Annotated in this window: 22 protein-coding genes and 1 pseudogene; 12 read left to right on the top strand and 11 right to left on the bottom strand. The window is 67.4% G+C overall.

All coding sequences use genetic code 11. The annotated features are described in order from the left end of the window. A pseudogene (locus SZ55_RS27010) lies at positions 1-228 on the top strand (IS110 family transposase); the annotation flags it as partial. A 443-nt stretch (positions 229-671) separates the two neighbouring features. Here SZ55_RS27010 and metR read toward each other — a convergent pair. Continuing rightward, entirely contained in the window at positions 672-1,589 is a 918-nt protein-coding gene (gene metR, locus SZ55_RS27005) for a transcriptional regulator MetR (RefSeq protein WP_044414450.1), read from the bottom strand. A 147-nt stretch (positions 1,590-1,736) separates the two neighbouring features. On the opposite strand from metR, the gene SZ55_RS27000 reads away from it, so the two are divergent. The 5 genes from SZ55_RS27000 (at position 1,737) to SZ55_RS26980 (ending at position 8,457) form a co-directional block, all read left to right on the top strand. Then, positions 1,737-2,624 (top strand): LysR substrate-binding domain-containing protein, encoded by an 888-nt coding sequence (locus SZ55_RS27000; protein ID WP_044414449.1) that lies wholly within the window; start codon positions 1,737-1,739, stop codon positions 2,622-2,624. A gap of 95 nt (positions 2,625-2,719) precedes the next feature. After that, a complete protein-coding gene (gene aguA / locus SZ55_RS26995; protein ID WP_044414448.1) occupies positions 2,720-3,829 on the top strand; it encodes an agmatine deiminase in 1,110 nt (369 codons plus the stop codon). A 10-nt stretch (positions 3,830-3,839) separates the two neighbouring features. Next, entirely contained in the window at positions 3,840-4,925 is a 1,086-nt protein-coding gene (locus SZ55_RS26990; RefSeq protein WP_044414447.1) for an extracellular solute-binding protein, read from the top strand. Positions 4,926-5,034: 109 nt separating this feature from the next. Continuing rightward, positions 5,035-7,320, top strand: coding sequence for a 5-methyltetrahydropteroyltriglutamate--homocysteine S-methyltransferase (metE, locus tag SZ55_RS26985; RefSeq protein ID WP_044414445.1), 2,286 nt, complete (start codon positions 5,035-5,037; stop codon positions 7,318-7,320). Positions 7,321-7,461: 141 nt separating this feature from the next. After that, positions 7,462-8,457: an alpha/beta fold hydrolase gene (locus SZ55_RS26980; protein WP_044414444.1), complete on the top strand. Its 996-nt coding sequence runs from the start codon at positions 7,462-7,464 to the stop codon at positions 8,455-8,457. A 474-nt stretch (positions 8,458-8,931) separates the two neighbouring features. Here SZ55_RS26980 and glpD read toward each other — a convergent pair whose 3' ends face one another. Beyond that, entirely contained in the window at positions 8,932-10,458 is a 1,527-nt protein-coding gene (gene glpD, locus SZ55_RS26975) for a glycerol-3-phosphate dehydrogenase (RefSeq protein WP_044414441.1), read from the bottom strand. Between the two features lie 126 nt (positions 10,459-10,584). Further along, a complete protein-coding gene (locus SZ55_RS26970) occupies positions 10,585-11,343 on the bottom strand; it encodes a DeoR/GlpR family DNA-binding transcription regulator (protein ID WP_044414439.1) in 759 nt (252 codons plus the stop codon). A gap of 105 nt (positions 11,344-11,448) precedes the next feature. Between SZ55_RS26970 and ybaK the strand changes: the two genes are divergently transcribed. The 3 genes from ybaK to SZ55_RS26955 are packed head-to-tail and all read left to right on the top strand — an operon-like array spanning position 11,449 to position 14,269. Further along, the gene (ybaK, locus tag SZ55_RS26965) at positions 11,449-11,919 is read left to right on the top strand and encodes a Cys-tRNA(Pro) deacylase (protein WP_044414438.1); all 471 of its coding nucleotides are present in this window, start codon (positions 11,449-11,451) and stop codon (positions 11,917-11,919) included. Positions 11,920-11,946: 27 nt separating this feature from the next. Then, positions 11,947-13,443 (top strand): glycerol kinase GlpK, encoded by a 1,497-nt coding sequence (gene glpK, locus SZ55_RS26960; RefSeq protein WP_044414434.1) that lies wholly within the window; start codon positions 11,947-11,949, stop codon positions 13,441-13,443. A 40-nt stretch (positions 13,444-13,483) separates the two neighbouring features. Beyond that, positions 13,484-14,269 (top strand): substrate-binding periplasmic protein, encoded by a 786-nt coding sequence (locus tag SZ55_RS26955; RefSeq protein ID WP_052807682.1) that lies wholly within the window; start codon positions 13,484-13,486, stop codon positions 14,267-14,269. Positions 14,270-14,293: 24 nt separating this feature from the next. On the opposite strand, the gene SZ55_RS26950 is transcribed toward SZ55_RS26955, so the two are convergent. Next, positions 14,294-15,403, bottom strand: coding sequence for an ABC transporter ATP-binding protein (locus SZ55_RS26950; RefSeq protein WP_044414432.1), 1,110 nt, complete (start codon positions 15,401-15,403; stop codon positions 14,294-14,296). After that, positions 15,400-16,317, bottom strand: coding sequence for an ornithine carbamoyltransferase (gene argF, locus SZ55_RS26945; protein ID WP_044414430.1), 918 nt, complete (start codon positions 16,315-16,317; stop codon positions 15,400-15,402). Before argF ends, SZ55_RS26950 begins: the two co-directional genes overlap by 4 nt. A 329-nt stretch (positions 16,318-16,646) precedes the next feature. On the opposite strand from argF, the gene SZ55_RS26940 reads away from it, so the two are divergent. The 3 genes from SZ55_RS26940 to grxD all read left to right on the top strand — a co-directional run bounded on the left by SZ55_RS26940 (position 16,647) and on the right by grxD (position 19,752). Continuing rightward, positions 16,647-17,081 (top strand): lipoprotein, encoded by a 435-nt coding sequence (locus SZ55_RS26940; RefSeq protein ID WP_044414427.1) that lies wholly within the window; start codon positions 16,647-16,649, stop codon positions 17,079-17,081. Positions 17,082-17,220: 139 nt separating this feature from the next. Continuing rightward, a complete protein-coding gene (locus SZ55_RS26935) occupies positions 17,221-19,329 on the top strand; it encodes a molybdopterin oxidoreductase family protein (RefSeq protein ID WP_044414424.1) in 2,109 nt (702 codons plus the stop codon). Between the two features lie 96 nt (positions 19,330-19,425). After that, positions 19,426-19,752 carry a Grx4 family monothiol glutaredoxin gene (grxD, locus tag SZ55_RS26930; RefSeq protein WP_044414422.1) on the top strand — a complete coding sequence of 109 codons (327 nt, stop codon included), beginning with the start codon at positions 19,426-19,428 and terminating at the stop codon, positions 19,750-19,752. Between the two features lie 58 nt (positions 19,753-19,810). Here the strand turns inward: grxD and bfr are convergent, their stop codons facing one another. The 6 genes from bfr to SZ55_RS26900 form a co-directional block, all read right to left on the bottom strand. Next, on the bottom strand, positions 19,811-20,281 hold the full coding sequence (gene bfr, locus SZ55_RS26925; RefSeq protein ID WP_044414420.1) for a bacterioferritin: 471 nt from the start codon (positions 20,279-20,281) through the stop codon (positions 19,811-19,813). 195 nt (positions 20,282-20,476) lie between these two features. Next, positions 20,477-20,695, bottom strand: a complete 219-nt coding sequence (locus tag SZ55_RS26920) for a bacterioferritin-associated ferredoxin (RefSeq protein WP_044414418.1) — start codon at positions 20,693-20,695, stop codon at positions 20,477-20,479. 240 nt (positions 20,696-20,935) lie between these two features. After that, positions 20,936-21,307 carry a hypothetical protein gene (locus SZ55_RS26915; protein WP_044414416.1) on the bottom strand — a complete coding sequence of 124 codons (372 nt, stop codon included), beginning with the start codon at positions 21,305-21,307 and terminating at the stop codon, positions 20,936-20,938. 97 nt (positions 21,308-21,404) lie between these two features. After that, on the bottom strand, positions 21,405-22,208 hold the full coding sequence (locus SZ55_RS26910; RefSeq protein ID WP_044414414.1) for a putative RNA methyltransferase: 804 nt from the start codon (positions 22,206-22,208) through the stop codon (positions 21,405-21,407). A gap of 2 nt (positions 22,209-22,210) precedes the next feature. Beyond that, the gene (gene dapE / locus SZ55_RS26905; RefSeq protein WP_044414412.1) at positions 22,211-23,350 is read right to left on the bottom strand and encodes a succinyl-diaminopimelate desuccinylase; all 1,140 of its coding nucleotides are present in this window, start codon (positions 23,348-23,350) and stop codon (positions 22,211-22,213) included. A gap of 90 nt (positions 23,351-23,440) precedes the next feature. Continuing rightward, positions 23,441-26,035, bottom strand: coding sequence for a glycosyltransferase (locus tag SZ55_RS26900; RefSeq protein ID WP_044414409.1), 2,595 nt, complete (start codon positions 26,033-26,035; stop codon positions 23,441-23,443). Positions 26,036-26,175: the final 140 nt, after the last annotated feature.

Genomic DNA, 26,175 nt, shown 5'->3' with positions numbered 1-26,175 from the left:
CGCATCTCCAAGATGGGCTCATCGCGCCTGAGGGCCGGCCTGTACATGCCCGCGATCAGCGCCCTGACCTACAACGAAGCGATCAGAGCCATGGGCGAACGGCTAAGGGAGCGGGGCAAGACCGGCAAGCAGATCGTCTGCGCAGCGATGCGCAAGCTACTGAACATCGCCTATGGCGTGCTGAAATCGGGCCAGCCGTTTGACGCAAAACTGGCCCTTGCTCACTAGCAATCAAGACGGTATCTACGCGCGGAGGTCCGGGTTACCGCAGCGGAGCGATTTATGGTGGGAGCGAATTCATTCGCGAAAGCAGGCCGGAGGGCTGCCTGTCGGTTCTTGGCCGCTGGGGAGTCCATCGCGAATGAATTCGCTTGTATGTCCTAGGGTGAGACCTGTCGGGGGCGGAGGGACTCAATTCGCTTCTCCCACAGGCCGGTGTGTCGCCAGTTGGGGCGTTGGGTGGACATCGCTTTTTGCGTCTGGCAGCGGTGCGGCGGGTGGCTCCGATGGTGGGCTGAAGCCCACCCTACGGCGGGTTACCGCAGCGGAGCGGCTTTGGGTGGAGGTTTGCCCCCAGGAGCGAGCTCTGCTCGCGAAGCCACTGGCGGCGCTGCTCACCGCTGTGCGACTGAAGTCGCCCCTCTACAGGGAGGGTGTCGGTGGGTTGTGCGTCAACGTGCGGCGCTGACGCCTTCGAGGGTGGCGAAGGAGGTGTCCTTGGCGGTGAGGAGGAAGTCGCGCATGAAGGGGGCGTCGAGCATGTCGGCGCGGATGGCGGCGTGTAGGGTGGCGTACAGACCCTTGTCGCCCAGGCGCTTGGCGGTGACGTAGCCCCGCGAGCTGTACTCGTGCAGCGCCCAGTTGGGCAGGCAGCACACGCCGCGGCCGCTGGCCACCAGCTGCATCATCATCACCGTCAGCTCGGCCGTGCGGATCTGCGCGGGCTCGACGTCGGCCGGTTCGAGGAAACGGGTGAACACGTCCAGGCGGTCGCGCTCCACCGGGTAGGTGATGAGGATTTCGCTCTCCAGGTCCTCGGGCACCACGTAGGGCCTGCCCGCCAGCGGGTGCTGGTTGGCCACGGCCAGCAGTGCCTCGTAGGTGAACAGCGGCACGTAGCTGATGCCCGGCAGTTCGATGGGGTCGGCGGTCACCACCAGGTCCAGGTCGCCCCGGGCCAGGGCCGGCAGCGGGGCGAAGGAGAAGCCCGAGGCCAGGTCCAGCTCGACTTCCGGCCAGGCGTCGCGGAACTGGTCGATGGTGGGCATCAGCCACTGGAAGCAGCTGTGGCACTCGATGGCCATGTGCAGGCGCCCGGCGGTGCCACCGGCCAGGCGCGCCAGGTCGCGTTCGGCGGCGCGCATCTGCGGCAGCAGGCTGTCGGCCAGTTGCAGCAGGCGCAGGCCGGCGCTGGTGAAGCGCACCGGCTTGGTCTTGCGGATGAACAGGGGCAGGCCGAGGCGCTCCTCCAGCTCCTTGAACTGGTGGGAGAGGGCCGACTGGGTGAGGTGCAGGCGCTCGGCGGCCTCCACCAGGCTGTCGGCCTCGCGCAGGGCATGCAGGGTCTTGAGGTGGCGTACTTCGAGCATGCGTGGGCTCCCGTCCATGAATGGAACTGGTGAAGAATCGAAGGGCCATGAGTTTCCTTCATCCACCGCGTGGGTGTCGAGCGGCGCCCTTGCCGCAGCCTGTGGCTTGCGCCAGCATGCGCCGTCCGTTTCCGGGAGCCTTCTGCCATGCGTCGCCTGCCTTCGCTCACCGCCCTGCGCACCTTCGAGGCGGCCGCGCGCCATGCGCATTTCGGCCGTGCGGCCCAGGAACTGTGCGTCACCGACAGCGCGGTGAGCCACCAGATCCGCCAGCTGGAGGAGCAGCTCGGGGTGACGCTGTTCGAGCGCGAGGGGCGCCAGGTTCGCCCCAGTGCGCCGGCGCGGCGCCTGCTGCACAGCCTGCAGCAGGCCTTCGAGCTGATCCTCGATGCCTGCGACGAGTTGCGCGACCCCGGTTCCCAGGCCCAGTTGCGGGTGGCGGTGACCACCGAGCTGGCGCAGAAGTGGCTGGTGGGGCGGCTGGCGGATTTTGCCGAGCGCCACCCGCAGATCACCCTGCACCTGCACGAGCAGCCTTTGGAGGCGCAACTGCCCGGTGCGGAGATGGACCTGGCGATCATCTACGGCACCGGCCCGGAGGACGCCAGCGGCTACTTCGTGCGGCCGCTGCCGACCCTGCAGTTCTTCCCGGTGTGCAGCCCGGGCCTGTTCAACCAGTCGCCCCTCAAGCACCCCCGCGACCTGGCGCGCCACTGCCTGCTGCACGACGACCAGGACGGCAAGACCTGGAACGCCTGGCTTGCCACCCACGCCGCTGACCTGCGTCCGGCCCGGCACCTGTACCTGGGCCACGCGGGGCTGACCATGGAGGCGGCGGCGCGGGGCCAGGGGGTGGCCATCGGCGACAACCTCACCAGCGCCGAGGACCTGGCCAGCGGCCGGCTGGTGCGGCCGTTCGCGGCCCAGGTGCCGTCCCTCGGGCAGTACGCTCTGGTGTGCGAGCGCCTGCGGCTGGACAAGCCGGCAGTGGCGCAATTCGTCGATTGGTTCAGTGATCAGCTGGCCGATATGTGAATTGAATTCAGGGGTTAAGCGAAAAAGGTCATTGGTCGCCGCCGCGTCGGCGCGGGTACTGTCGGGGCATTCCCATCCCCCACGAGGACCTGAACATGGCACGCACCCTGACTTCCCTGCCCAAGGCCGACGGCTTCCGCCTGCCCGGTGAATTCGAACCCAAGGCCCGCTGCTGGCTCGGCTGGCCGGAGCGCCCGGACGTGTGGCGCAACGGCGCCAAGCCGGCGCAGAAGGTCTGGGTGCAGATCGTCAGCGCCATCGCCAGCAGCGAGCCGGTCACCGTCTGCGCCTCGGCAGCGCAATACGCCAACGCCCGCCGGCTGCTGCCCGAGCACGTGCGGGTGGTGGAGATGACCTGCAACGACACCTGGTTCCGCGACAGCGGCCCGGCCTTCCTGGTCAACGACGCCACCGGCGAGGTGCGCGGCGTGGACTTCGAGTTCAACGCCTACGGCGGCCTCGATGGCGGCCTCTACTACCCCTGGGACAAGGACGACCAGATCGCCCAGAAGATCCTCGAGATCGAGGGCTACGACCGTTACCGCGCCCCCTTCATCGCCGAGATGGGCGGCATCCAGAGCGACGGGCAGGGCACCCTGCTGACCACCGAGCAATGCCTGCTCAACCGCAACCGCAACGCCCACCTGGGCAAGACGGAAGTGACCGGGCGCCTGTGCGACTACCTGGGCGCCGACCAGGTCATCTGGCTGCCCCGTGGCTGCAAGTTCGACGAGACCGATGGCCATATCGACGACCTGGCCTGCTTCGTGCGCCCCGGCGTGGTGGTGATGCAGTGGACCGACGACCGCAGCGACCCGCAGTGGGAGATCTACCAGGAGGCCTACGACATCCTGCGCAGCACCCGTGACGCCCGTGGTCGCGCGCTGGAGGTGCACAAGCTGCCGCAACCGCGTGTGCTGGAGTGGACGGCGGAGGAGGCCGAGGGGCTGGACCAGGTGGACGGCACCCACCTGCGCGAGGCCGGCACCCGCATCTGTGCGTCGTACATCAACTACTACGCCGGCAACTCGGCCATCGTGCTGCCGCTGTTCAACGACCCGTGCGACGTGGTCGCCCAGGCCACCCTGGCGGAGCTGTTCCCGCAGCACCGCATCCTCGGCATCGGCTTCTCCCGCGAGATCCTCCTGGGGGGCGGCAACGTCGCCTGCATCACCATGCCGCAATACGCCGCGCGGCAGCGCTAGGAGGCTCACCATGCGCTCGCTCGCAGCCGCACTCCTGCTCGGCCTGGGCCTGTGTGCCCAGGCCGAGGACGCGCCCCGGCAGGTCAACCTGTTCATCTGGGGCGAGTACATGGCACCGGATACCCTCTCGCGCTTCCAGGCCGAGACGGGCATCCGCGTGGTGGCCGACCACTTCGACTCCCTGGAGGCGATGGAGACCAAGCTGCTCACCGGCCACAGCGGCTACGACCTGGTGCTGACCGCCGGCCAGCACCTGCAGCGGGCGATCCGCAGCGGCGCCATCCAGCCGCTGGACAAGGGTGCGCTGCCGAACTTCGCCGGGCTGGGGGATGAATTCGTCCAGCACATGGCGGCCTTCGACCCGGGCAACCGTTACGCCGGGCTCTACGCCTGGGGCACCACCGGCTTCGGCTATCAGGAGGAGGCCATCCGCACACGCATGGCCGATGCCCCGGTGGACAGCTGGGCGATGCTGATGGACCCGGCGGTGGTGGCGCGCTTCGCCGACTGCGGGGTGAGCCTGCTGGACGACCCCAACGAGGTGTTCGGCGCGGCCATGCGCTACCTCGGCCTGGACATCAACCGCCAGAACCTGGACGACCTGAAGAAGGCCGCCGAGCACCTGGCGACGATCCGCCCCTCGATCCGCTACTTCGCCAACGACCGCAACATCAACGACCTGGCCAACGGCAATACCTGCCTGGCGATGGCCTGGAACGGCAACGCCACGGTGGCTGCCAGCCAGGCGACCCAGGCCGGCAAGCCGTACCACATCCGCTATTCGATTCCGCGGGAGGGCGCGCAGATCTGGTTCGATGCGATGGTCATCCCGGCGGATGCGCCGCACCCCCGCGAGGGGCTGGCGCTGATGGACTTCCTCATGCGGCCGGACGTGATCGGCCCGATCACCAACAGCATCGGCTACGCCAACGCGGTGACGGCGGCCTCGGCCACGGTGGACCCGGCCATCCTCGCCGACCCCGGCACCTACCCGCCGGCCGAGGTGCGCGCCCGGCTGTACACCAAGAACGATAACGGCTCGGCCTTCAACCGCGCCCTGACCCGGGCCTTCACACGCTTCAAGTCGGGCACCTGAGTATTCGGCTCTGCATGAGAGTTTCTTGAGTTGAAAGAGAATTTTATGAGTTTGTCTCATGTTCTGTGGGTGCCCAGAATGCCCGGCATTCACAGACAAGGAGACAGACATGGTCCGGGTACATTCCCTCGGCTTTCCCCGCATTGGTCGCGGTCGCGAGCTAAAGAAGGCCCTTGAAGCCCATTGGAAGGGCGAGCTGGACGAAGCCGGCCTGCGCGACGTGGGCCGCACCCTGCGCGCCGAGCACTGGCGCCTGCAGGCCGAGGCGGGCATCGAACTGCTGCCGGTGGGCGACTTCGCCTGGTACGACCAGGTGCTCACCCATTCCCTGATGGTTGGCGCGGTGCCGGAGCGCTTCCGCCCGGCCGACGGTCGCGCCACCCTGGCGACCCTGTTCGCCATGGCCCGCGGTGTGGGGGCTGGCTGCTGCGGCGGACACGCCCAGGAGCTGACCAAGTGGTTCGACAGCAACTACCACTACCTGGTCCCCGAGTTCAGCGTCGGCCAGACCTTCCACCTCGGTTGGGAACAGCTCTTCGAGGAGGTCGACGAAGCCCTGGCGCTGGGGCACGCGGTGAAGCCGGTGGTGCTCGGCCCGCTGACCTACCTCTGGCTGGGCAAGGCCAAGGGCGGCGCCTTCGACCGCCTGGACCTGCTGGAGCAGCTGCTGCCGGTGTACGGCGAGATCTTCCAGCGCCTGGCCGAGCAGGGCGTGGAGTGGGTGCAGATCGACGAGCCGATCCTCGCCCTGGACCTGCCCCAGGACTGGCGCACCGCCTTCGAGCGGGCCTACAACCTGCTGCAGCGCGAGCCGCTGCGCAAACTGGTGGCCACCTATTTCGGCGGCCTGGAGGACAACCTCGGGCTGGCCGCCAGCCTGCCGGTGGACGGCCTGCACATCGACCTGGTGCGCGCCCCCGAGCAGTACCCGACCATCCTCGACCGGTTGCCGGCCTACAAGGTGCTGTCCCTCGGCGTGGTGAACGGCCGCAACGTCTGGCGCTGCGATCTGGACCGCGCGCTGGAGGTGCTGCGCCACGCCCATGAGCGCCTGGGGGATCGGCTGTGGGTCGGGCCTTCCTGCTCGCTGTTGCACTGCCCGGTGGACCTGACCCGTGAGGATCGCCTGGACACCGAGGTGAAGGGCTGGCTCGCCTTTGCCGTGCAGAAGTGCGCCGAACTGGCGCTGCTGGCCCGCGCCCTGCGCGAACCGGAGCACCCCGAGGTGCTCGCCGCCCTGGCTACAAACCGCGAAGCGTTGGCGGCCCGTGCGGCCAGCACCCGCATCCACAAGCCCGATGTGGCGGCGCGCCTGGCGGCCATCCGCCCGCAGGACAGCCAGCGCCAGTCGCCTTTCGAGCAGCGCATCCTCCGCCAGCGCGAGCGCCTGGGCTTGCCGGCGTTCCCCACCACCACCATCGGCTCCTTCCCGCAGACGGCTTCCATCCGCCTGGCACGCCAGGCCTACCGCCAGGGCAGCCTGTCGGCGGCGGCCTACACCGAGGCCATGCAGGCCGAGATCCGCCACGCGGTGGAGGTGCAGGAGCGCCTCGGGCTGGACGTGCTGGTGCACGGCGAGGCGGAGCGCAACGACATGGTGGAGTACTTCGCCGAGCAGCTGGACGGCTACGTGTTCAGTCGTTTCGGCTGGGTGCAGAGCTACGGCTCGCGCTGTGTGAAGCCGGCGATCATCATCGGCGACCTGTCGCGTCCGGCGCCGATGACGGTGGAGTGGATCCGCTATGCCCAGGGCCTGACCGGCAAATGGATGAAGGGCATGCTCACCGGGCCGGTGACCATGCTGATGTGGTCCTTCCCCCGCGAGGATGTGCCCCGCGAAGTGCAGGCGCGCCAGCTGGCGCTGGCCATCCGCGACGAGGTGCTGGACCTGGAGGCGGCGGGCATCCGCATCGTGCAGATCGACGAGGCGGCCTTTCGCGAGGGGCTGCCCCTGCGCCACAGCGGCTGGGCCCATTACCTGGAGTGGGCCACCGAGGCCTTCCGCCTGGCGGCCAGCGGGGTGCGCGACGACACGCAGATCCACACCCACATGTGCTACAGCGAGTTCAACGATGTGATCGAGTCCATCGCGGCGATGGACGCGGACGTCATCACCATCGAGACCTCCCGTTCGGACATGGAGCTGCTGCAGGCCTTCGAGGCCTTCGCCTACCCCAACGAGATCGGTCCGGGGGTCTACGACATCCACTCGCCCCGGGTGCCGGACACCGCCGAGATGGTCAAGCTGATGCGCAAGGCGGCGCGGCGCATCGACCCGCAGCGCCTTTGGGTCAACCCCGACTGCGGCCTGAAGACCCGTGGCTGGCCCGAGGCCGAGGCGGCGCTGGTGAACATGGTGGCCGCGGCGCGGCAGCTGCGGGCGGAGTTCGCCTGACGCGCCGTTGGGGCTGAGGCGAGGAGGGCGCCATGACCGTTGGGCGCCCTTCATCAAACTGTCACGGTTCTGTGGCAGAGGGCACGACGGGAATTCATCAGAATCGCGCTTCACTGGGGTTCTGCATTCCGGATTTCCACCATGCGCCTGTTCATTCTTCTCGTCGCCCTGCTGGGCGGCCTGCCAGCCTTTGCCGCTGCGCGCTGCGACACCCACGTACCCACCGAGACGGTGGCGCTGGGAGACGTGCGCCTGGCCTACCAGAGCATCGGTGATGCCGATGACCCCGCCCTGCTGCTGATCATGGGGCTGGGCGGCCAGCTCATCCATTGGCCGGACGAGGTGGTGGCGGCGCTGTGCGAGCAGGGTTTTCGCGTCATCCGCTACGACAACCGGGATGTCGGTCTGTCCGCCTGGGCCCAGACGGCGCCCAGCGCGAACCTGACCTATGAAGTGATCCGCTACCGCCTGGGCTTCCCCGTGGAGGCGCCTTACAGCCTGCGGGACATGGCCGGCGATGCGCTGCACCTGATGGACGCCTTGAAGGTGCGCGAGGCTCATGTGCTCGGCGCCAGCATGGGCGGGATGATCGCCCAGCATCTGGCGGACATGGCCCCGGAGCGGGTGCTGAGCCTGACCCTGGTGATGACCAGTTCCGGCGCCCAGGGCCTGCCGGCGCCCAGCGATGCCTTGCTGGCGCTGCTGGCCCGCCGCGAGGCGCCGAACCGCCAGGTGGCGCTGGAACAGCAGGCCGACCTGCTGGCCGCCCTGGGCAGCCCGCAGGTGACCGATGACCGGGCGCAACTGCTGGAGCAGGCCGCGCGGGCCTATGACCGGGCGTTCAACCCCGAAGGCGTGCAGCGGCAGATGCTGGCGATCCTCGCCGAGCCGAGCCGGGTGGAACTGCTCAACCGCCTGCACGTGCCGACCCTGGTGGTGCACGGCACCGCCGACCCGCTGCTGCCGGTGATGCACGGGGTGCATGTGGCGGCGCATATCAAGGGCGCGGAGCTGCGGTTGATCCCCGGGCTCGCCCATCGCTTCCAGGACGCCTTCAAGGAGCCGCTGCTGGCCGCCGTGTTGCCGCACCTGATGGCCCACCGACAGCCGGCGGACGGGCACTTCGCGCAGTTGTGAGTGCGCCGCCTACATAGGTTCGACCGTTGCTCGCGAAGCCTCTGGCCTTCGTAGCCCGGGCTTCAGCCCGGGAGCGGGGTGGGGGTTCCCGGACTGAAGTCCGGGCTACGCCAGGTTCATTCATGGCGCTGTGCCGCCCCAGCGATGGGCTTCGCACAGCTCAGCCCATCCTACGGAGCAGTCGTAGGATGCGGTGAGCTCGGCGAACCGCATCGATTCATCGCGGGGATGTAGGCGCTGGCGTTGCTCGCGAAGCCTTTGGTCTTCGTAGCCCGGGCTTCAGCCCGGGAGCGGGTGGGGCTTCCCGGACTGAAGTCCGGGCTACGCCAGGTTCACCCATGGCGCTGTGCAGCCCCAGCGATGGGCTTCGCACAGCTCAGCCCATCCTACGGAGCAGCCCGTAGGATGCCGTGAGCTCGGCGAACCGCATCGATTCATGGCGGGGATGTAGGCGCGAGCGCTGCTCGCAAGGCCTCAGGCCGCGTCGGCCTGGGCTCGGTGGATCAGGTATTGGGCGAGGCGTTCCTGCTGGCCGGGGGTCATGAACAGCCCTTGCTTGGTGCGGCGCCAGAGGATGTCTTCGGCGTCTTGCGCCCATTCCTCGCGGCACAGGTAGTCCACTTCGCGGGTGTAGAGGCCACCGCCCAGGTGTTCGCCCAGGTCGGTGAGGTTGGCGACCCCTTCCAGCAGTTTCCATACGCGGCTGCCGTAGGTGCCGGCCCAGCGTCGGGCCAGGCTGTTGGGCAGCCAGCCGTAGCGTTCGCACAGGGCTTCGGCCAGGGCCTCCTGGCTGTCCATGGACTCGCCGCCGGGCAGGGTGGCGGTGGCAGTCCAGCTGCCGCCCATGGTCGGGAAGAAGGGGGCGAGCTGCGCCAGGGCCGACTCGGCGAGCTTGCGGTAGGTGGTGAGCTTGCCGCCGAACACCGAGAGCAGCGGGGCTTCGCCCGGGTGGGCGTCCAGCGCCAGGGTGTAGTCGCGGGTGACGGCGGACGGGTCGTCGGATTCGTCGTCGCACAGCGGGCGCACGCCGGAGTAGGTGCGCAGGATGTCGTCGGCGCTGATCTGCTTCTTGAAGTGCTGGTTGACCACGTCGAGCAGGTAGCGGGTTTCTTCCTCGGTGATGGCCACCTTCGCCGGGTCGCCCTGGTACTCGCGGTCGGTGGTGCCGATGAGGGTGAAACGCCCCAGGTAGGGGATGGCGAAGACGATGCGGCGGTCCTCGTTCTGCAGGATGTAGGCGTGCTCGCCCTCGTAGAGCTGGGGCACGACGATGTGGCTGCCCTGGATCAGGCGGATGCCGTAGGGCGACTTCTGCTTGAGGTCGTCCTTCAGCAGGCGGGCGACCCAGGGGCCAGCGGCGTTGACCAGGGCCCGGGAGCGGATCGACAGCAGGGTGCCGTCGGCACGTTCCAAGTGGATGTGCCACAGGCCCTTGCTGCGCCGGGCGCTGACGCAGCGGGTGCGGCTGTGGATGTGGGCTCCGTGCTCGCGGGCGCTCATGGCGTTGAGCACCACCAGGCGCGCGTCGTCGACCCAGCAATCCGAATATTCGAAGCCACGGCTGATGCCGGCCTGCAGCGGGCTGCCGACGCCGAAGCGCAGGCCACGGGAGCCGGGCAGCTTCTCGCGCTTGCCGAGGTGGTCGTAGAGGAACAGGCCGGCGCGGATWATCCRCGCCGGGCGCAGGTGCGGGCGATGGGGCAGCACGAAACGCATCGGGCGGACGATGTGCGGCGCCTTGGCCAGCAGCACTTCGCGCTCGGCCAGGGCCTCGCGCACCAGGCGGAATTCGTAGTGCTCCAGATAACGCAGGCCGCCGTGGATGAGCTTGCTGCTGGCAGAGGAGGTGTGCTGGGCCAGGTCGTCGCGTTCGCAAAGGAACACCGACAGGCCGCGCCCGGCTGCATCGGCGGCGATGCCGACACCGTTGATGCCGCCGCCGATCACGGCCAGGTCATAGACTTCGGATATGGGCGCGGAGCGCTTCGTCGAGGCGGGCATGGCAAGGCACCTGAATCGAAAGTGAACTTTGAATGTTCGTTTCCGAAAAATGCTAGACGAAGCGAAGGCGAATCGCCACCCCCGCCAAGCGGTCACGGCGGGATGGGCGACGAAAGGCAGGCGGGGTCAGACCGGTTCGAGCTGGACCTTGTGCTCGGCCATCAGCCGGGCCAGGGCGGGGGAGGGGGCGTGGTCGGTGAACAGGCGGTCCACCAGGGCGATGGAGCCCATGCGCACCACGGCGTTGCGACCGAATTTGCTGGAGTCGGCGGCGAGGAACACCTGGCGGGCGTTGTCGATGATGGCCTGGGAGACGCGCACTTCCTGGTAGTCGAAGTCCAGCAGGCTGCCGTCCTCGTCGATGCCGCTGATGCCGACGATGGCGAAGTCGACCTTGAACTGGCGGATGAAGTCCACCGCCGAGGGGCCGACGATGCCGCCGTCGCTGCGCACCGTGCCGCCTGCCACCAGCACTTCGAAATCGGGTCGGTCGGCGAGTTGGGCGGCGACGTGCAGGTTGTTGGTGATCACCTTCAGGCCCTTGTGCCCCATCAATTCGCGGGCGATGGCTTCGGTGGTGGTGCCGATGTTGATGAACAGCGAGGCGTGGTCGGGGATCTGCGCCGCCACGGCTTCGGCGATGCGCTGCTTCTCGTCGCGCATCTGCCCGGCGCGCATGGCGTAGGCGGTGTTCTGGATGCTTGAGGCATCGGCGGCCGCGCCACCATGGGTGCGTCGCAGCAGGCCCTGTTCGGCGAGCTGGTTGATGTCGCGGCGGATGGTCTGCGGCGTCACCGCGAAGGCCTGGGCCAGTTCGTCGATGCTGACGTAGCCGCGTTCGCGGGCGAGGTCGAGGATGTTCTGTTGGCGGGGTGCCAGGGTCATGAACGGGGTCCCGGATTTTTGACGCGCATTATAGCGGCGGGCTGTCGAAGAGCGACTTTTCAGCTAAGGTACGACCACTTCGTCGCATTGTTTTCACTATCGAACATGACTCCAGCCATCGACCTGCTCAAGAAGGCCAAGGCCGAGCACCGTGTGCTCAGCTATACCCATGATCCGAAGGCGCCCTCCTATGGCCTGGAGGCGGCGGAAAAGCTCGGGCTGGACCCGGCGCGGGTGTTCAAGACCCTGCTGGCGGCCACCGAGAAGGGCGAGCTGCTGGTGGCCGTGGTGCCGGTGGCTGGCAGCCTCGACCTGAAGGCCCTGGCCCATGCGGCGGGCGCCAAGAAGGCCGACATGGCCCCGGCCGATGCGGCGCAGCGCGCCACCGGCTACCTGGTGGGCGGCATCAGTCCGCTGGGGCAGAAGAAGCGCCTGCGCACCTTCATCGACCGCTCCGCGCTGGACCACCCCACCATTCATGTCAGCGCCGGTCGGCGCGGCCTGGAAGTGGAGCTGGCGGCGCAGGTGCTGGCCGAACACACCCAGGCCCAGTTCGCCGCCATCGGGCGGGAATGACCCCTCCATAACAACAAGGAAGCCGGAATGGCCCAGTACCTTCTTGCCATCGACCAGGGCACGACCAGCAGTCGCGCCATCGTATTCAGTGCCCAGGGCCTGCCTGTCGCCCGCGCCCAGACGGAGTTCAAGCAGTACTTCCCGAAGGACGGCTGGGTGGAGCACGACGGCGAGGAAATCTGGCTGACGACCCTCAAGGTCTGCCGCGAGGCCATCCGCCAGAGCGGGCTGCAGGCATCGCAGATCGCGGCCATCGGCATCACCAACCAGCGCGAGACCACCCTGGTGTGGGACGCCGAGACCGGCACGCCGATCCACCCGGCCATCGTCTGGCAGGACCGCCGCACCGCCGACTACTGCTCCCGCCTCAAGGCCGATGGGCACGACGAGGAAGTGGCGCGGCGCACTGGTTTGCTGATCGACCCGTATTTCTCTGCCACCAAGCTGCGCTGGATCCTCGACAACGTGCCGGGCGCCCGTGAGCGCGCCGAGCGCGGTGAGCTGCGCTTCGGCACGGTGGACTGTTTCCTGCTGTGGCGCCTGACCGGCGGCAAGGTGCACCGCACCGACGCCACCAACGCCTCGCGCACGCTGCTGTTCAACATCCATGAGCAGCGTTGGGACGATCACCTGACGCGGCTGTTCGACATTCCGCCGAGCCTGCTGCCGGAGGTGCTGGACTGCTCCGCCGAGTTCGGCGTCACCGAGGCCGGGCTGCTGGGCAGCGCCATCCCGGTGCTGGGCATGGCCGGCGACCAGCAGGCAGCGCTGATCGGCCAGGCCTGCTTCCAGCCGGGCATGGTGAAAAGCACCTACGGCACCGGCTGCTTCATGATCCAGAACACCGGCGACACGCCGGTGACCTCGCGCAACCGCCTGCTGACCACTGTGGGTTACCGCTTGGATGGGAAGGTGACCTACGCTGTGGAAGGCAGTATCTTCGTTGCCGGCGCGGCGGTTCAGTGGCTGCGCGATGGCATCAAGCTGATCAGCCATGCCCGGGATACCGAGGCACTGGCGGAACAGACCGGGGATGCCTGTGGCGTGTACCTGGTGCCGGCCTTCACCGGACTCGGTGCGCCCTACTGGGACCCGAAGGCCCGGGGCGCGATCTTCGGCCTGACCCGCGACACCGGGATCAAGGAGATCGTCACCGCCGGCCTGCAGTCGGTGTGCTACCAGACCCGTGATCTGCTGGAAGCCATGCGCCAGGACGGGGCCGCCGCGCCCAGCGCCCTGCGCGTGGACGGCGGGATGGTGGAGAACAATTGGGTCATGCAGTTCCTGGCGGACATCCTCGGTGTGGCGGTCGAACGCCCCGAGGTGACCGAGACCACCGCCCTGGGCGCCGCCTACCTGGCGGGCCTGAAGGCGGGGTTGTACCGGGACCTGGACGAAATCGCCCGTCACTGGCATCGCCAGCAGCGCTTTGCGCCGCGCATGGCCGAGGCCCACCGGGCGAAGCTTTACGAGGGATGGCTGGATGCCGTCCAGCGGGTACGCAGCGAGGCTTCCCAGGGGTAGCGTTCCACGCCTGGCTGGCCGCTCATGAAGGGAGTTCGTCTTGTTCATCAAGGATGCACGTCTGATCCCGGCAGCCCTGGTCCTCGGCCTGGCTGCCCTGTTCGCCTCCGGCTCCCCGAAGGCGGAGACCCTGGTCATTGCCGGTGACCTGTGGTGCCCGATCAATTGCCAACCCGATTCGCCCCGCCCGGGGATCTTCGTCGAGCTGGCCCGGGAGATCTTTGCCGAGTCCGGCATCGAGGTGGAGTACCGGGTGGTCAACTGGGCCCGGGCGCTGAGCGATGCGCGGGCGGGGAAGGTCAACGCGGTGATCGGTGCCGGCATCCAGGACGCACCGGATTTCGTCTACACCCCTACTGCACCCGGCATCTCGCGCATGTGCTTCTACACGGCGCTGGATGCCACGTGGCGCTACCAGGGGCTGCCCTCGCTGCCGCAGGTGCGCCTGGGCAGCATCAACAGCTACAGCTACGGTCAGGAAATCGACACCTATATCCGCATGCACCGCAGTCGCGGCGACCGGGTGCAGGTGGTGGCGGGCGACCAGGCGCTGGACATGAACATGGAGAAGGTCCGTCACGGTCGGCTCGATGCGACCATCGAGAACAGCTGGGTGATGGACAACCTGCAATCCACCCTGCCGCCCTCGGAGCGCCTGCGCCTGGCGGGCTGCCGTTCGCCGGACGTGGCCATCTACCTGGCCTTTTCCCCGGCGCTGACTGCCAGCGCACGCTACGCCGCGATCTTCGAGGACGGCCTGGCCCGTTACCGGGAGAACGGCAAGCTGCGTGAGGTGATGGGGCGCTACGGCGTCAGCGAGCCTTGAGCGGCTCGCCGACGCGCGGCGGGATCAGCCGGCGGTGACGTAGCGACGGACGCCGCTGTCCTGTACCGGCAACTGGGCGGCGACGCTGCCCTGGGCAGGGAACACCACCAGGTGATCGGCGGCGATGCGGATGCCCACTTCCTGGCCCGGTGCGTGGTCGGCATGGCTCGGGAAGATGGCTTCCAGCTGGGTGCCGGTGGGCAGTTGCAGGCGATAGAGCGTGGCGGCGCCGAGGAAGGTCTTGCCGGTGACGGTGGCCTTCAGCCCGGCATCGCTGGCGGGGACGATGTCGTCCGGTCGCAGCAGCACGTCCACCGCACTGCCTTCCGGCCAGGTGTAGGCACGGTTGCCGCGGATGGTGCCCAGCTCCGTCTGCACGGTGTCGGGGCTCAGTTGCTGGCCGCGGATGAAGTAGCCCTGGCCGATGAAGCTGGCGACGAAGGGGGTCGCCGGCTCGTGGTAGAGGTTGTAGGGGGTGTCCCACTGCTCCAGGTGGCCTTTGTTGAACACGCCGACCTGGTCGCTGACGGCGAAGGCTTCTTCCTGGTCGTGGGTGACCAGGATGGCGCTGGTGCCACGGGCCTTGAGGATGTCGCGGACCTCGTGGCTGAGGCGCCGACGCAGTTCGCCATCGAGGTTGGAGAAGGGTTCGTCGAGCAGCAGCAGGGCCGGCTCCGGCGCCAGGGCGCGGGCCAGGGAGACGCGCTGCTGCTGGCCGCCGGACAGCTCGTTGGGGAAGCGCTTGGCCAGGGCCGAGAGGTTCACCAGCTCCAGCAGCTCGCCGACGATGCGCTCGCGCTGCGGGTGCTTGCGGATGCCGAAGCCGACGTTCTCTTCCACGGTGAGGTGGGGGAACAGGGCGTAGTCCTGGAACACCATGCCGATGCGCCGCCGCTCGGGGGCGAGGGTGTAGCCGGCGCGGGAGATGACCTCGCCGGCGAGGCTGATCTCGCCTTCCAGCACCGGTTCGAAGCCGGCGATGGCGCGCAGGGTGGTGGTCTTGCCGCAACCCGAGGGGCCCAGCAGGCAACCGATGTCCCCGGCGTTGAGGTGGAGGTTGAGGTTCTGGACGACGCGCTGATCCTGGTAGCCGCAGCTCAGGTCACGCAGGTTGAGTAGCAGTTCGTGGCTCATGCTCTGGACGCGTGTTCGACGAGGAATTCCAGCAGCGCCTTCTGGGCGTGCAGGCGGTTTTCTGCCTGGTCCCAGGCCACTGAACGGGGATCGTCCAGCAGGTCCATGCTGATTTCCTCGCCCCGGTGTGCTGGCAGGCAGTGCATGAAGATAACCGCTTCATCGGCCAGGTCCAGCATTTCCTTGTTCACCTGGTAGGGCGCGAACAGGGCCAGGCGGCGCTCGGTTTCCTCTTCCTGGCCCATGGAGGTCCAGACGTCGGTGCTCACCAGGTGGGCGCCACGCACCGCTTCGCGCGGGTCGCGCATCACGCGGACACGCTCGCCGGCCTGGGCCACCAGCGCGGCACTGGGCTCGTAGCCCTCGGGGCAGGCGACGTTGAGGTGGAAGTCGAACTGGATCGCCGCCTCGATATAGGAGTTGCACATGTTGTTGCCGTCGCCGATCCAGGCCACGGTCTTGCCCTGGATCGAGCCGCGGTGCTCCTGGAAGGTCTGCATGTCGGCCAGCAACTGGCAGGGGTGCAGGTCGTCCGACAGGCCGTTGATCACCGGCACGCGGGAATGGGCTGCGAACTCCACCAGCTTGCTGTGGGCGAAGGTGCGGATCATCACCGCATCGAGCATGCGCGACATGACGATGGCGCAGTCGCTGATCGGTTCGCCACGGCCCAGCTGGGTATCGCGCGGGGACAGGAAGATCGCCTGGCCACCGAGCTGGATCATGCCGGCCTCGAAGGACAGGCGGGTACGGGTGGAGGCCTTCTCGAAGATCATCCCCAGCACGCGGCTCTTGAGCGGCTCGTAGAGCACCCCTCGATGGCGCAGATCCTTCAGCTCGATGGCTCGACGGATCAGGCTGCTCAGCTCCTGGGGGGTGCAATCCATCAGGGAGAGAAAATGCCTTGCGCTCATTGCTGACTACCTTTTTGTTGCCGCTGGCCGCAAGTCCGGGCCGGGTTTTTCGAGGAAAAGCAGGCGGGACCGGCGGGCTGGGCCGCTCGGGGGCGACGGAATGGGGAAGGCGCGATCTTATAAGGAAATTACGCATAGGCGCAAATTGCCCCGCAGATGCTTCGTCGAAGCGGCGGGGAGTAGCCTGACGGCAGCTTGGGAAGTCATGAACTGATGGGAAAAAAACCAGGGCTGTAGGGTGTCGCCTCCCCGGATCGGACCCGGTCCGGGGCTCGGTCCATCAAGACGTGGAACAGGACCGAGGCACATTCCCAGACATGGAGTACCACATGAAAAAGTTCCTGATGCCCGCTGCCCTGATGGCGCTGATTGCTTCGGTAACCGGCTGCAGCAGCTACCACATCAGCCAGCCGTCTTCCGCCCTGGAAGCCGAAGTCCAGACCGACCTGAAAGCCGACGTTGCCGTCGGTGAGTCGATCAGCGGGCAGTCCGAAGTGAACATCCTGTTCAACTTCATCCAGTTCGGTGGCGACAGCCAGTTCGCTGACGGCGTCACCTACGGCGGCGCTTCCTCCGGCCTGCCGTTCGGTCCCGATCCGGTTGGCGCGGTGAAGTCCGCTGCTGCCTTCAAGGCCGTGAAGAACTCCGGCGCCGACCTGATCGTCGCCCCGCGCTACGAGCTGAACATCGACGACTACTTCGTGTTCAAGAAAGTCAGCGCCAAGGTCGTGGGCAACAAGGGCACCATCCGCTCCATCAAGTAAGCCCGCACCACCCGAATCGGCAGGCTTGATGCCTGCCGATTCACATCGCTTAAGCCGCTGGTCAAGCGGCAGCCCTGCTTCCATAGTTCAGCGATTGCGACCCGACCGGTCGTCTCGAACAAGAACATGAGGCAAGGCCATGACCAAGTCCGTTCACTACCGTGCGTGCCACCTGTGCGAGGCCATCTGCGGCCTGGCCATCGAAACCGAGGACCGGGCGGACGGCTCGCGGCACATCCTTTCCATCAAGGGCGACCCGCAGGACAGCTTCAGCCGTGGGCATATCTGCCCCAAGGCCGTGGCCCTGCAAGACATCCAGAACGACCCTGATCGCCTGCGCCAGCCCATGCGCCGGGCGGGCAGCGAGTGGCAGCCCATCGGTTGGGACGAAGCCTTTGCGCTGGTGGCCGAGCGACTGGCCGATATCCAGGCCCGCCACGGGCAGCAGGCGGTCGCCGTCTACCAGGGCAACCCCAGCGTGCACAACTACGGGCTGATGACCCACAGCAACTACTTCCTCGGATTGCTGAAGACCCGCAACCGCTTCTCCGCCACCTCGGTGGACCAGCTGCCCCACCACCTGGTGAGCCACCAGATGTACGGCCATGGGCTGCTGATCCCGATCCCGGACATCGACCACACCGATTTCATGCTGATCCTCGGCGGCAATCCGCTGGCCTCCAACGGCAGCATCATGACGGTGCCGGACGTGGAAAAGCGCTTGAAGGCGGTCAAGGCCAGGGGCGGGCGCCTGGTGGTGGTGGACCCGCGGCGCAGCGAGACGGCCGCCATCGCCGACCAGCACCTGTTCGTGCGGCCGGGCCAGGACGCCGCCCTGCTGCTGGGCATGCTCAGCACCCTGTTCGAGGAAGGCCTCGGCCGGGCCAGCCACCTGCCGGTGGACGGCCTCGACGCCGTGCGCCAGGCCGTGGCGCCCTTCACCGCCGAGGCCATGGGGCCGCGTTGCGGCATCGAGCCCACGGTGATCCGCCAGCTGGCGCGTGACTTCGCCGCTGCCGAACGGGCGGTGTGCTACGGGCGCATGGGGGTGTCCACCCAGGCGTTCGGCAGCCTGTGCCAGTGGCTGATCCAGGTGATCAACCTGGTCACCGGCAACCTTGACCAGCCTGGCGGCGTGCTCTGCACCGAGCCGGCAGTGGACCTGGTGGCGACCACCTCCGGCGGCCACTTCGGGCGCTGGCACAGCCGCGTCTCCGGGTTGCCCGAGTACGGCGGCGAACTGCCCGTCTCGGCCCTGGCCGAGGAGATGCTGACCCCAGGCGAAGGGCAGATCCGCGCCCTGGTCACCTTGGCCGGCAACCCGGTGCTCTCCACCCCCAACGGGCGGCGCCTGGAGCAGGCGCTGGACGGGCTGGAGTTCATGGTCAGTGTCGACCTCTACATCAACGAGACGACGCGCTACGCCGACCTGATCCTGCCGCCGACCGCGCCGTTGGAGCACGACCACTACGACACCACCTTCAACCTGTTCGCGGTGCGCAACGTCACCCGCTTCAACGAGCCGGTGCTGGCCAAGCCGGCCAGTGCGCTGGATGACTGGGAGATCTTCGTCGGGCTGGCGAAGGCCTTCGCGGCGCGCACCGGCGTGGAGCTGAAGCCGACCCTGCCGCCACGGCAGATGATCGACATGGGGCTGCGCTTCGGCCCCTATGGCGAGCGCTCCAGCTGGGGGCTTTCCGTCGAGCGCCTGGCGGAGCACCCCCACGGGCTGGACCTGGGGCCGCTCAAGCCGAACCTGGCCGGCCGCCTCAAGACCGAGGCGCGCCGCGTGGTGGCCGACCCGGCGCTGTTCATGCAGGACCTGGCGCGCTTCGCCGAGCAACCCGCTCCGGTGGCCGGCGAGCTGGTGCTGATCGGCCGGCGGCATGTCCGCAGCAACAACTCCTGGATGCACAACTACCACCGCCTGGTGAAGGGCAAGCCGCGCCACCAGCTGCTCATGCACCCGGACGATCTTGCCCGGCGCGGGCTGAGCGATGGCCAGCGGGTGAGGGTGCGTTCGCGGGTCGGCAGCATCGAGGTGGAGGTGGCCGCGAGCCTGGAGATGATGCCCGGTGTGGTGAGCCTGCCCCACGGCTGGGGCCATGGGCGGCCCGGTGTGATGATGGCCATCGCCACCGAGTTGCCAGGGGCCAGTGCCAATGACCTGACCGACGAGCGGTTCCTCGATGCCGTGTCCGGCAATGCCGCGCTGAATGGCGTGCCGGTGGAGGTGGTGGCGGCCTGAAAAGTGCCCGTGCAAGTCCGAGCGACATGCTCGGACTTCCGTTACAATGCCGCCACCGCGCCGACCCTGTAGTCGGATAGTTCAGCCGAGGTAGCCATGGATATCATCGAAACCATCAAAGAGCAGATCGCCAACAACACCGTCCTGCTGTACATGAAGGGCTCTCCCAATGCTCCCCAGTGCGGTTTCTCCGCCCGTGCTGCCCAGGTCCTGATGGGCTGTGGCGAGAAGTTCGCCTACGTCGACATCCTGCAGAACCCGGAAATCCGCGCCAACCTGCCCAAGTACGCCAACTGGCCGACCTTCCCGCAGCTGTGGGTGGCGGGTGAGCTGGTCGGCGGCAGCGACATCCTCGTCGAGATGTACGAGAAGGGCGAGTTGCAGCAACTGATCAAGGATGCGGTGAGCAAGGCCGGCGCCTGAGCCTCCCGCTGAAATGAAAAAGCCCCGCTGATGCGGGGCTTTTTCATGGGCGGGTGTCTTACTCGTCCATCTGCGACTGCAGGTAGTTTTCCAGGCCGACCTTCTCGATCAGGCCCAGCTGGGTTTCCAGCCAGTCGATGTGCTCTTCCTCGGACTCGAGGATGTCTTCCAGCAGCTCGCGGCTGCCGTAGTCGCCGACGCTTTCGCAGTAGGCGATGGCGGCCTTCAGGTCCGGCAGGGCGTTGTGCTCCAGCTTCAGGTCGCTGCTGAGCATTTCCTTGGTGTTCTCGCCGATCATCAGCTTGCCCAGGTCCTGCAGGTTCGGGATGCCTTCCAGGAAGAGGATGCGCTTGATGAGCTTGTCGGCGTGCTTCATCTCGTCGATGGACTCGTGGTACTCGTGCTCGCCGAGCTTCTTCAGGCCCCAGTCCTCGTACATCCGTGCGTGCAGGAAGTACTGGTTGATGGCCACCAGTTCGTTGCCGAGGATCTTGTTGAGATGCTGGATGACTTTCTTGTCGCCTTTCATGAGGGGGTCCTGCCACGCAAGGGGTTGAGTGACGGAATTTTAACCAGTTCCGCCGGGGTGTCAACGTAAGTGATTGATATATAAGATAATTTGAATGTGAATACGAACGCTTAAAGTCCGCGTCTTGTCGCTAACTGCTTGATTTGCGGGCATAAAAAAACCGGACTCGAGGTCCGGTTCTTCATAAAGGGGGGGTCAGGCCGGTACGAAAGTGGCCGGGTAGGCGAGGGCGGCCTGGCTGCTCTGGACCTCGGTGAGGGTCTCGCGCACCACCTGCTTGGCCAGGCAGGCACATTTGCCGCACTGGGTGCCGACGCCGAGCGTCTCGCGAATCTCACGGTAGCTGCAGCAACCTTCGTAGATCGCTTCGCGGATGTGACCGTCGGTGACACCTTGGCAGAGGCAGACGTACATGGGGACCGGCACCTGTGGTTGGCTTCGATGGATGGCGATACTAATTAGAATGAGAATGATTGTCAAAGTCCGTCCGTCTGCTCCGCGTGTAGGTCATTTCACGCGGGGGGTGTCGAATCCGAAGGCGATGTGCAGCGGCTGATTCGGGGATGAAGCTGCAGCGGCTTCATGAACAAGGCGGCGTAAGAGGGCCGGAATGAAAGAACCCGGCCGGGGCCGGGTTCGTCTGCAGCGGGAGGGTCAGTCCGTACGCCAGGTGATCTCGCTGACGCCGTCGGCATTGACCTTGAGCCAGCGGTCGGCGTCTTCCTCGCCCTGGGCTTCGTCCCAGCCGCCGGGGGCGCAGCGGATCTCCACGCCCAGCGCCTGGTGGGCCGCCTGGGCGCAGGCCAGGTCGCTGTCCCAGGGGGTTGCATCGCTTTCCAGCAGGAGGCTGTGCCACTTGCCCACGGCCTTGGGCAGCCAGGTCACCGGGATGTCGCCCGCGCGGCACTTGAAGGTCTGGCCGCGCGCCTGCCAGTCGCTGCAGGGACCGATGGCTTCGGTCAGCCAGGCGGTGACGGCGTCCTGTTCGGCGTCCTTCAGGTAGATCTCGATATCGGGTTGGCGCATGGGAATGTCCTGGCGGGGCCCCGGCCGGTGCGCGGGGCGGTCACTCGTGAGGCTGCAAGTTTAAGGGGGAGTGGGCGCTATTTCGAGCCCGCCGGGGCTAGGCCTTGACGATCCAGTCGTAGCGGATGGACACCGTCACGTCGAACGGTTCGGCGATCACCGCAGCGCGGCGCTCGGCGCTGGCACGCCAGCCGTGGGGCGTCATCGCCAGCAGGTCGGCACGGGCCTCGGCGCTGTCCAGGTGCAGGGTGTACTCCAGGGTTTCGCTGTGGGCCAGGGCCATGCCGGCGGGAATCAGCGCCAGGTGCTTCTGGTCGTCGTAGTCGCGCACCTCGTCATAGATGCGCTCGCGCAGCTGCATCAGATGGCCGCGGGTCGGGCCCATGCGCAGCAGGCCGCCGCCCGGGGCCAGCAGGCGCTGCGCTTCCTGCCAGTCCAGCGGGCTGAAGACGCTGGCCAGCAACTGGCAGCTGGCATCGGCCAGTGGCACGCGGGCCATGCTCGCCACCAGCCAGGTGAGGTTGGGTGTACGGCGGCAGGCACGCTTGACCGCCTCGCGGGAGATGTCCAGCGCGTAGCCGTCGGCTTCCGGCAGGGCGTCGGCGAGCTGGGCGGTGTAGTAGCCCTCGCCACAGCCGATGTCGAGCCAGCGGCCCGGCTGGCGCTCGGCTGCCAGTTCTGCCAGGCGGCGGGCCAGGGGGGCGTAGTGGCCGCCATCGAGGAAGCGCCGGCGGGCTTCCACCATGGCGGCGTTGTCGCCCGGGTCGCGGCTCTTCTTGTGCTGCACCGGCAGCAGGTTGAGGTAGCCCTGGCGGGCGCGGTCGAAGCGGTGGCCGGCGGGGCAGGCGACGCCGTTGTCGAGCGCCGTGAGGGCGCCCTGGCAGAGGGGGCAGGTGAGCATGATCAGGCCAGCAGGCGGACGAGGGTCTGTTGGTAGATGTCAGTCAGCAGGTCCAGGTCGCTGGCCAGGACGCGTTCGTTGACCTGGTGGATGGTGGCGTTGACCGGGCCGAGTTCCACCACCTGGGTGCCCATGGTGGCGATGAAGCGGCCATCGGAGGTGCCGCCGCTGGTGGAGGGCGTGGTCTCGCGGCCGGTCACGGCCTTGATGCTGGCGGCCACCGCGTCCAGCAGCTCGCCGGGCTCGGTGAGGAACGGCAGGCCGGACAGGGCCCACTCCACGTGGTAGTCCAGGCCGTGCTTGTCGAGGATGGCGTTGACCCGCTGCTGCAGGCCTTCGACGGTGGATTCGGTGGAGAAGCGGAAGTTGAACACCGCCTTCAGTTCACCGGGAATGACGTTGGTCGCGCCGGTGCCCGCGTTGAGGTTGGAGACCTGGAAGCTGGTGGGCGGGAAGAAGGCGTTGCCGTCGTCCCAGTGCTCCGCCGCCAGTTCGGCCAGCGCCGGGGCGGCCAGGTGGATCGGGTTCTTCGCCAGGTGCGGGTAGGCCACGTGGCCCTGCACGCCGCGCACGGTGAGGGTGGCGCCGAGGGAACCGCGACGGCCGTTCTTCACCACGTCGCCCACCAGGGTGGTGCTGGAGGGCTCGCCGACGATGCACCAGTCCAGGCGCTCGCCACGGGCGGCCAGGCGTTCCACCACGGCCTTGGTGCCATGGTGCGCCGGGCCTTCCTCGTCGCTGGTGATGAGGAAGGCGATGGCGCCCTTGTGGTCCGGGTGCTCGGCAACGAAGCGCTCCACCGCCACCACCATGGCGGCCAGGCTGCCCTTCATGTCGGCGGCGCCACGGCCGCAGAGCATGCCGTGCTCGTCCACCAGGGCCTCGAACGGCTGGTGTTGCCAGGCCTGCACCGGGCCGGTGGGCACCACGTCGGTGTGGCCGGCGAAGCACAGCACCGGGCCCTCGCCGCCACGGACCGCCCAGAAGTTCTCCACCTCTTCGATGCGCATGCGTTCGATGCGGAAGCCGGCGGCTTCCAGGCGGCGCATCATCAGCTCCTGGCAGCCTTCGTCGACCGGGGTGACCGACGGGCGGCGGATCAGGTCGCAGGCGAGTTCCAGGGTGGGGGAGAGGGCGGTCATGCAGGGGCTCCGGGGCGGCAAGGCGGAAAAGGGCGACATCTTAAAACATAAACGGCGGCCATTGGCCGCCGTTTAGGACGCTCGCGGAGGTCAGGCCGCGGCGGGTTGGGGCTGCTCGGCCACCACCGGTTTCGGCGCCGAGGACAGCAGTGCCATGACCAGTGCGGCAGCGTAGGGCAGCGACTGCACCAGCAGGGTGGCGACCCAGAACTTCACGTCGGAGCTGGGCAGGCCCTGCACGATGGCGATGCCGATGGCGGCCCCCCACAGCAGCAGCATGATGAACACTTCCTCGCGGGCTTCGGCCAGGGCCATCAGCAGGCCGTGGTTGGTGCGCATCTTCGGTGTGCGGAAGAACGGGATGGTCTTGGTGAAGAACCCGTACAGCACCGCCTTGGCGATGGTGTGCGACAGCGCCAGGCCGGCGATGGCGGCACAGAAGGCGTCCTTCAGGTTGACCCCCACCGCACGCTGGTAGAGGAACACGATCTTGCCGAGCTTGAAGAAGAACAGCGTCAGCGGCGGGATGGCGAAGATCAGCAGCGGCGGGTCGACCCGTTGCGGCACGATGATCATCGCAGCCGACCAGAGCAGGGCACCGACGGTGAAGAAGATGTTCAGGCCATCGGCGATCCACGGCAGCCAGCCGGCGATGAAGTGGTAGCGCTGGCCGCGCTTGAGCTCGGAGTCCTTGCCCATGAACAGGCTGCGGGCGTGGCCCTTCATGATCTGGATGGCGCCGTAGGCCCAGCGGAAGCGCTGCTTCTTGTAGTCGATGAAGGTGTCGGGCATCAGGCCCTGGCCGAAGCTGTCGTGGGCGTAGGCGGCGGCATAGCCCTTCTCGAACACGCGCAGGCCCAGCTCGGCGTCCTCGCAGATGGTCCAGTCGGCCCACTGCAGTTCGTCCATCACGCTGCGGCGGATCATGGTCATGGTGCCGTGCTGGATGATCGCGTTGCGGTCGTTGCGGGTCACCATGCCGATGTGGAAGAAGCCCTTGTACTCGGCGTAGCAGAGCTTCTTGAAGGTGTTCTCGTTGCCGTCGCGGTAGTCCTGCGGGGACTGGACCACGGCGATGGACGGGTCAGCGAAGTGCGGGACCATGTGCTTCAGCCAGTTGCGGTTGACGCAGTAGTCCGAGTCGATCACCGCGACCACTTCGGCGTCCGGGGCGGTGTGCGGCAGGATGTAGTTCAGCGCGCCGCCCTTGAAGCCGGCCAGCGGAGCCACGTGGAAGAAGCGGAAGCGCGGGCCGAGCTGTTCGCAATAGGCCTGCACCGGCTCCCACACGGCCGGGTCCTTGGTGTTGTTGTCGATGATCAGGACTTCGAAGTCCGGATAGTCGAGGTTGGCCAGGGCGTCGAGGGTCTGCTTCACCATCTCCGGCGGCTCGTTGTAGCAGGGCACGTGGATGGAGACCTTGGGACGGTAGGCGCTGTCGGCCAGCACCGGCATGAACGGCCGGCGACGGGCGCGGACCCACACGGCCTCGGCCAGCTCGTGGGCCTCGGTGAGCAACACGATGAACACGCCCAGGGCGCCGATGCCCAGCAGCACGCCGACGGTCATGCTGAACCAGGTGCTGTACTGCTGGCTGTAGTCGTAGGCGATCCACACCAGGGCGGAACCGCCGGCGAAGGCGACGAAGGTGAGGAAGGTGCGACCGCGCTGGCGCAGGGCGCTGCCGTCGATCAGGGTCAGGGCCAGGGCCAGCAGGGCCATGACCACCGAGGCGACGGCGAGCATGCGCCATTGCGGGATGGCGATCACCGGGCCTTCGAAGTTGAACTTGGGCTGGCGGTCGAGGTTGTAGACGCCCCAGTAGGCGCCCACGGAGCCTTCGTCACTGGCCTTCCACGGTTGGTCGAAGGCCTCGATCACGAAGTAGTTGTAGCCCTGGGCGTTGAGGGCGTTGACCAGGGTGCGCAGGTAGATGGCCTGGTCGGCCTGGGTGGCGTCGGCGCCACCGCGCATGCGGCCGTTGCTCGGCCAGCCCACTTCGGACAGCAGCAGCGGCTTCTTCGGGAAGGCCTTCTTCAGGTCCTTGGCGCGCTCCAGCACGAACTGGGTGGAGTCCTGCATGGGGATGAATTCCCAGTAGGGCAGGACGTGGGAGGCGATGAGGTCGACGTGGTTGGCCAGCTCCGGGTACTTCAGCCAGATGTGCCACTGCTCGGAGGTGGTCACCGGCACCTTCACGGCGGCGCGTACGCGGTCGAGGTAGGCGGAGAGGTCCTTGCGGCTGATCTCGCGGCGGAACAGGGCTTCGTTGCCCACCACCACGCGAACCACGCTGCGGGAGGTGTTGGCGATCTCGATGGCCTTGGTGATTTCGCGCTCGTTGCGTGCTTCGTCCGGGCTGATCCAGATACCGAGGGTCACGCGCAGGCCGAATTCCTCGGCGATGCGGGGGATGTCCGCCAGGGTGCCGTCCACCGAGTAGGTGCGGATGTTGTCGGTCTGCTTGCTCAGCAGCTCCAGGTCTTCACGGATCTGCTCGTCGGTGGGGTAGCGGTTCTGCTGCGGGTTCTGGTCCGCGCGGAACGGCGAGTAGGAGTAGCCGGAGATCTGTTCGGGCCAGTCGGGCGCGCTGACCGGACGGTTGTAGAGCGCCCAGAGTCCGGTGAACAACGCGGCGACCGCCACGAAGACCACCAGGTTGAGACCAAATTTACGCGATGACATAGGGATTTCGGGTTCCGAAGCGTGGAACGGGGGAGATAGCGCCAGCGAGCGCTGGTCGGCGCGCATGCTACTCCGGCGTCCGGCGACTGTATAGATTGTGTACGAACGATAGACGTACCGCTCCGTCGCTGCACAAACCC

This window comes from Pseudomonas sp. FeS53a (assembly GCF_000931385.1).
GTDB classification, from domain to species: domain Bacteria; phylum Pseudomonadota; class Gammaproteobacteria; order Pseudomonadales; family Pseudomonadaceae; genus Metapseudomonas; species Metapseudomonas otitidis.
The sequence above is the reverse complement of the archived record's forward strand: the minus strand, read 5'-3'. Positions and strand labels throughout refer to the sequence as shown.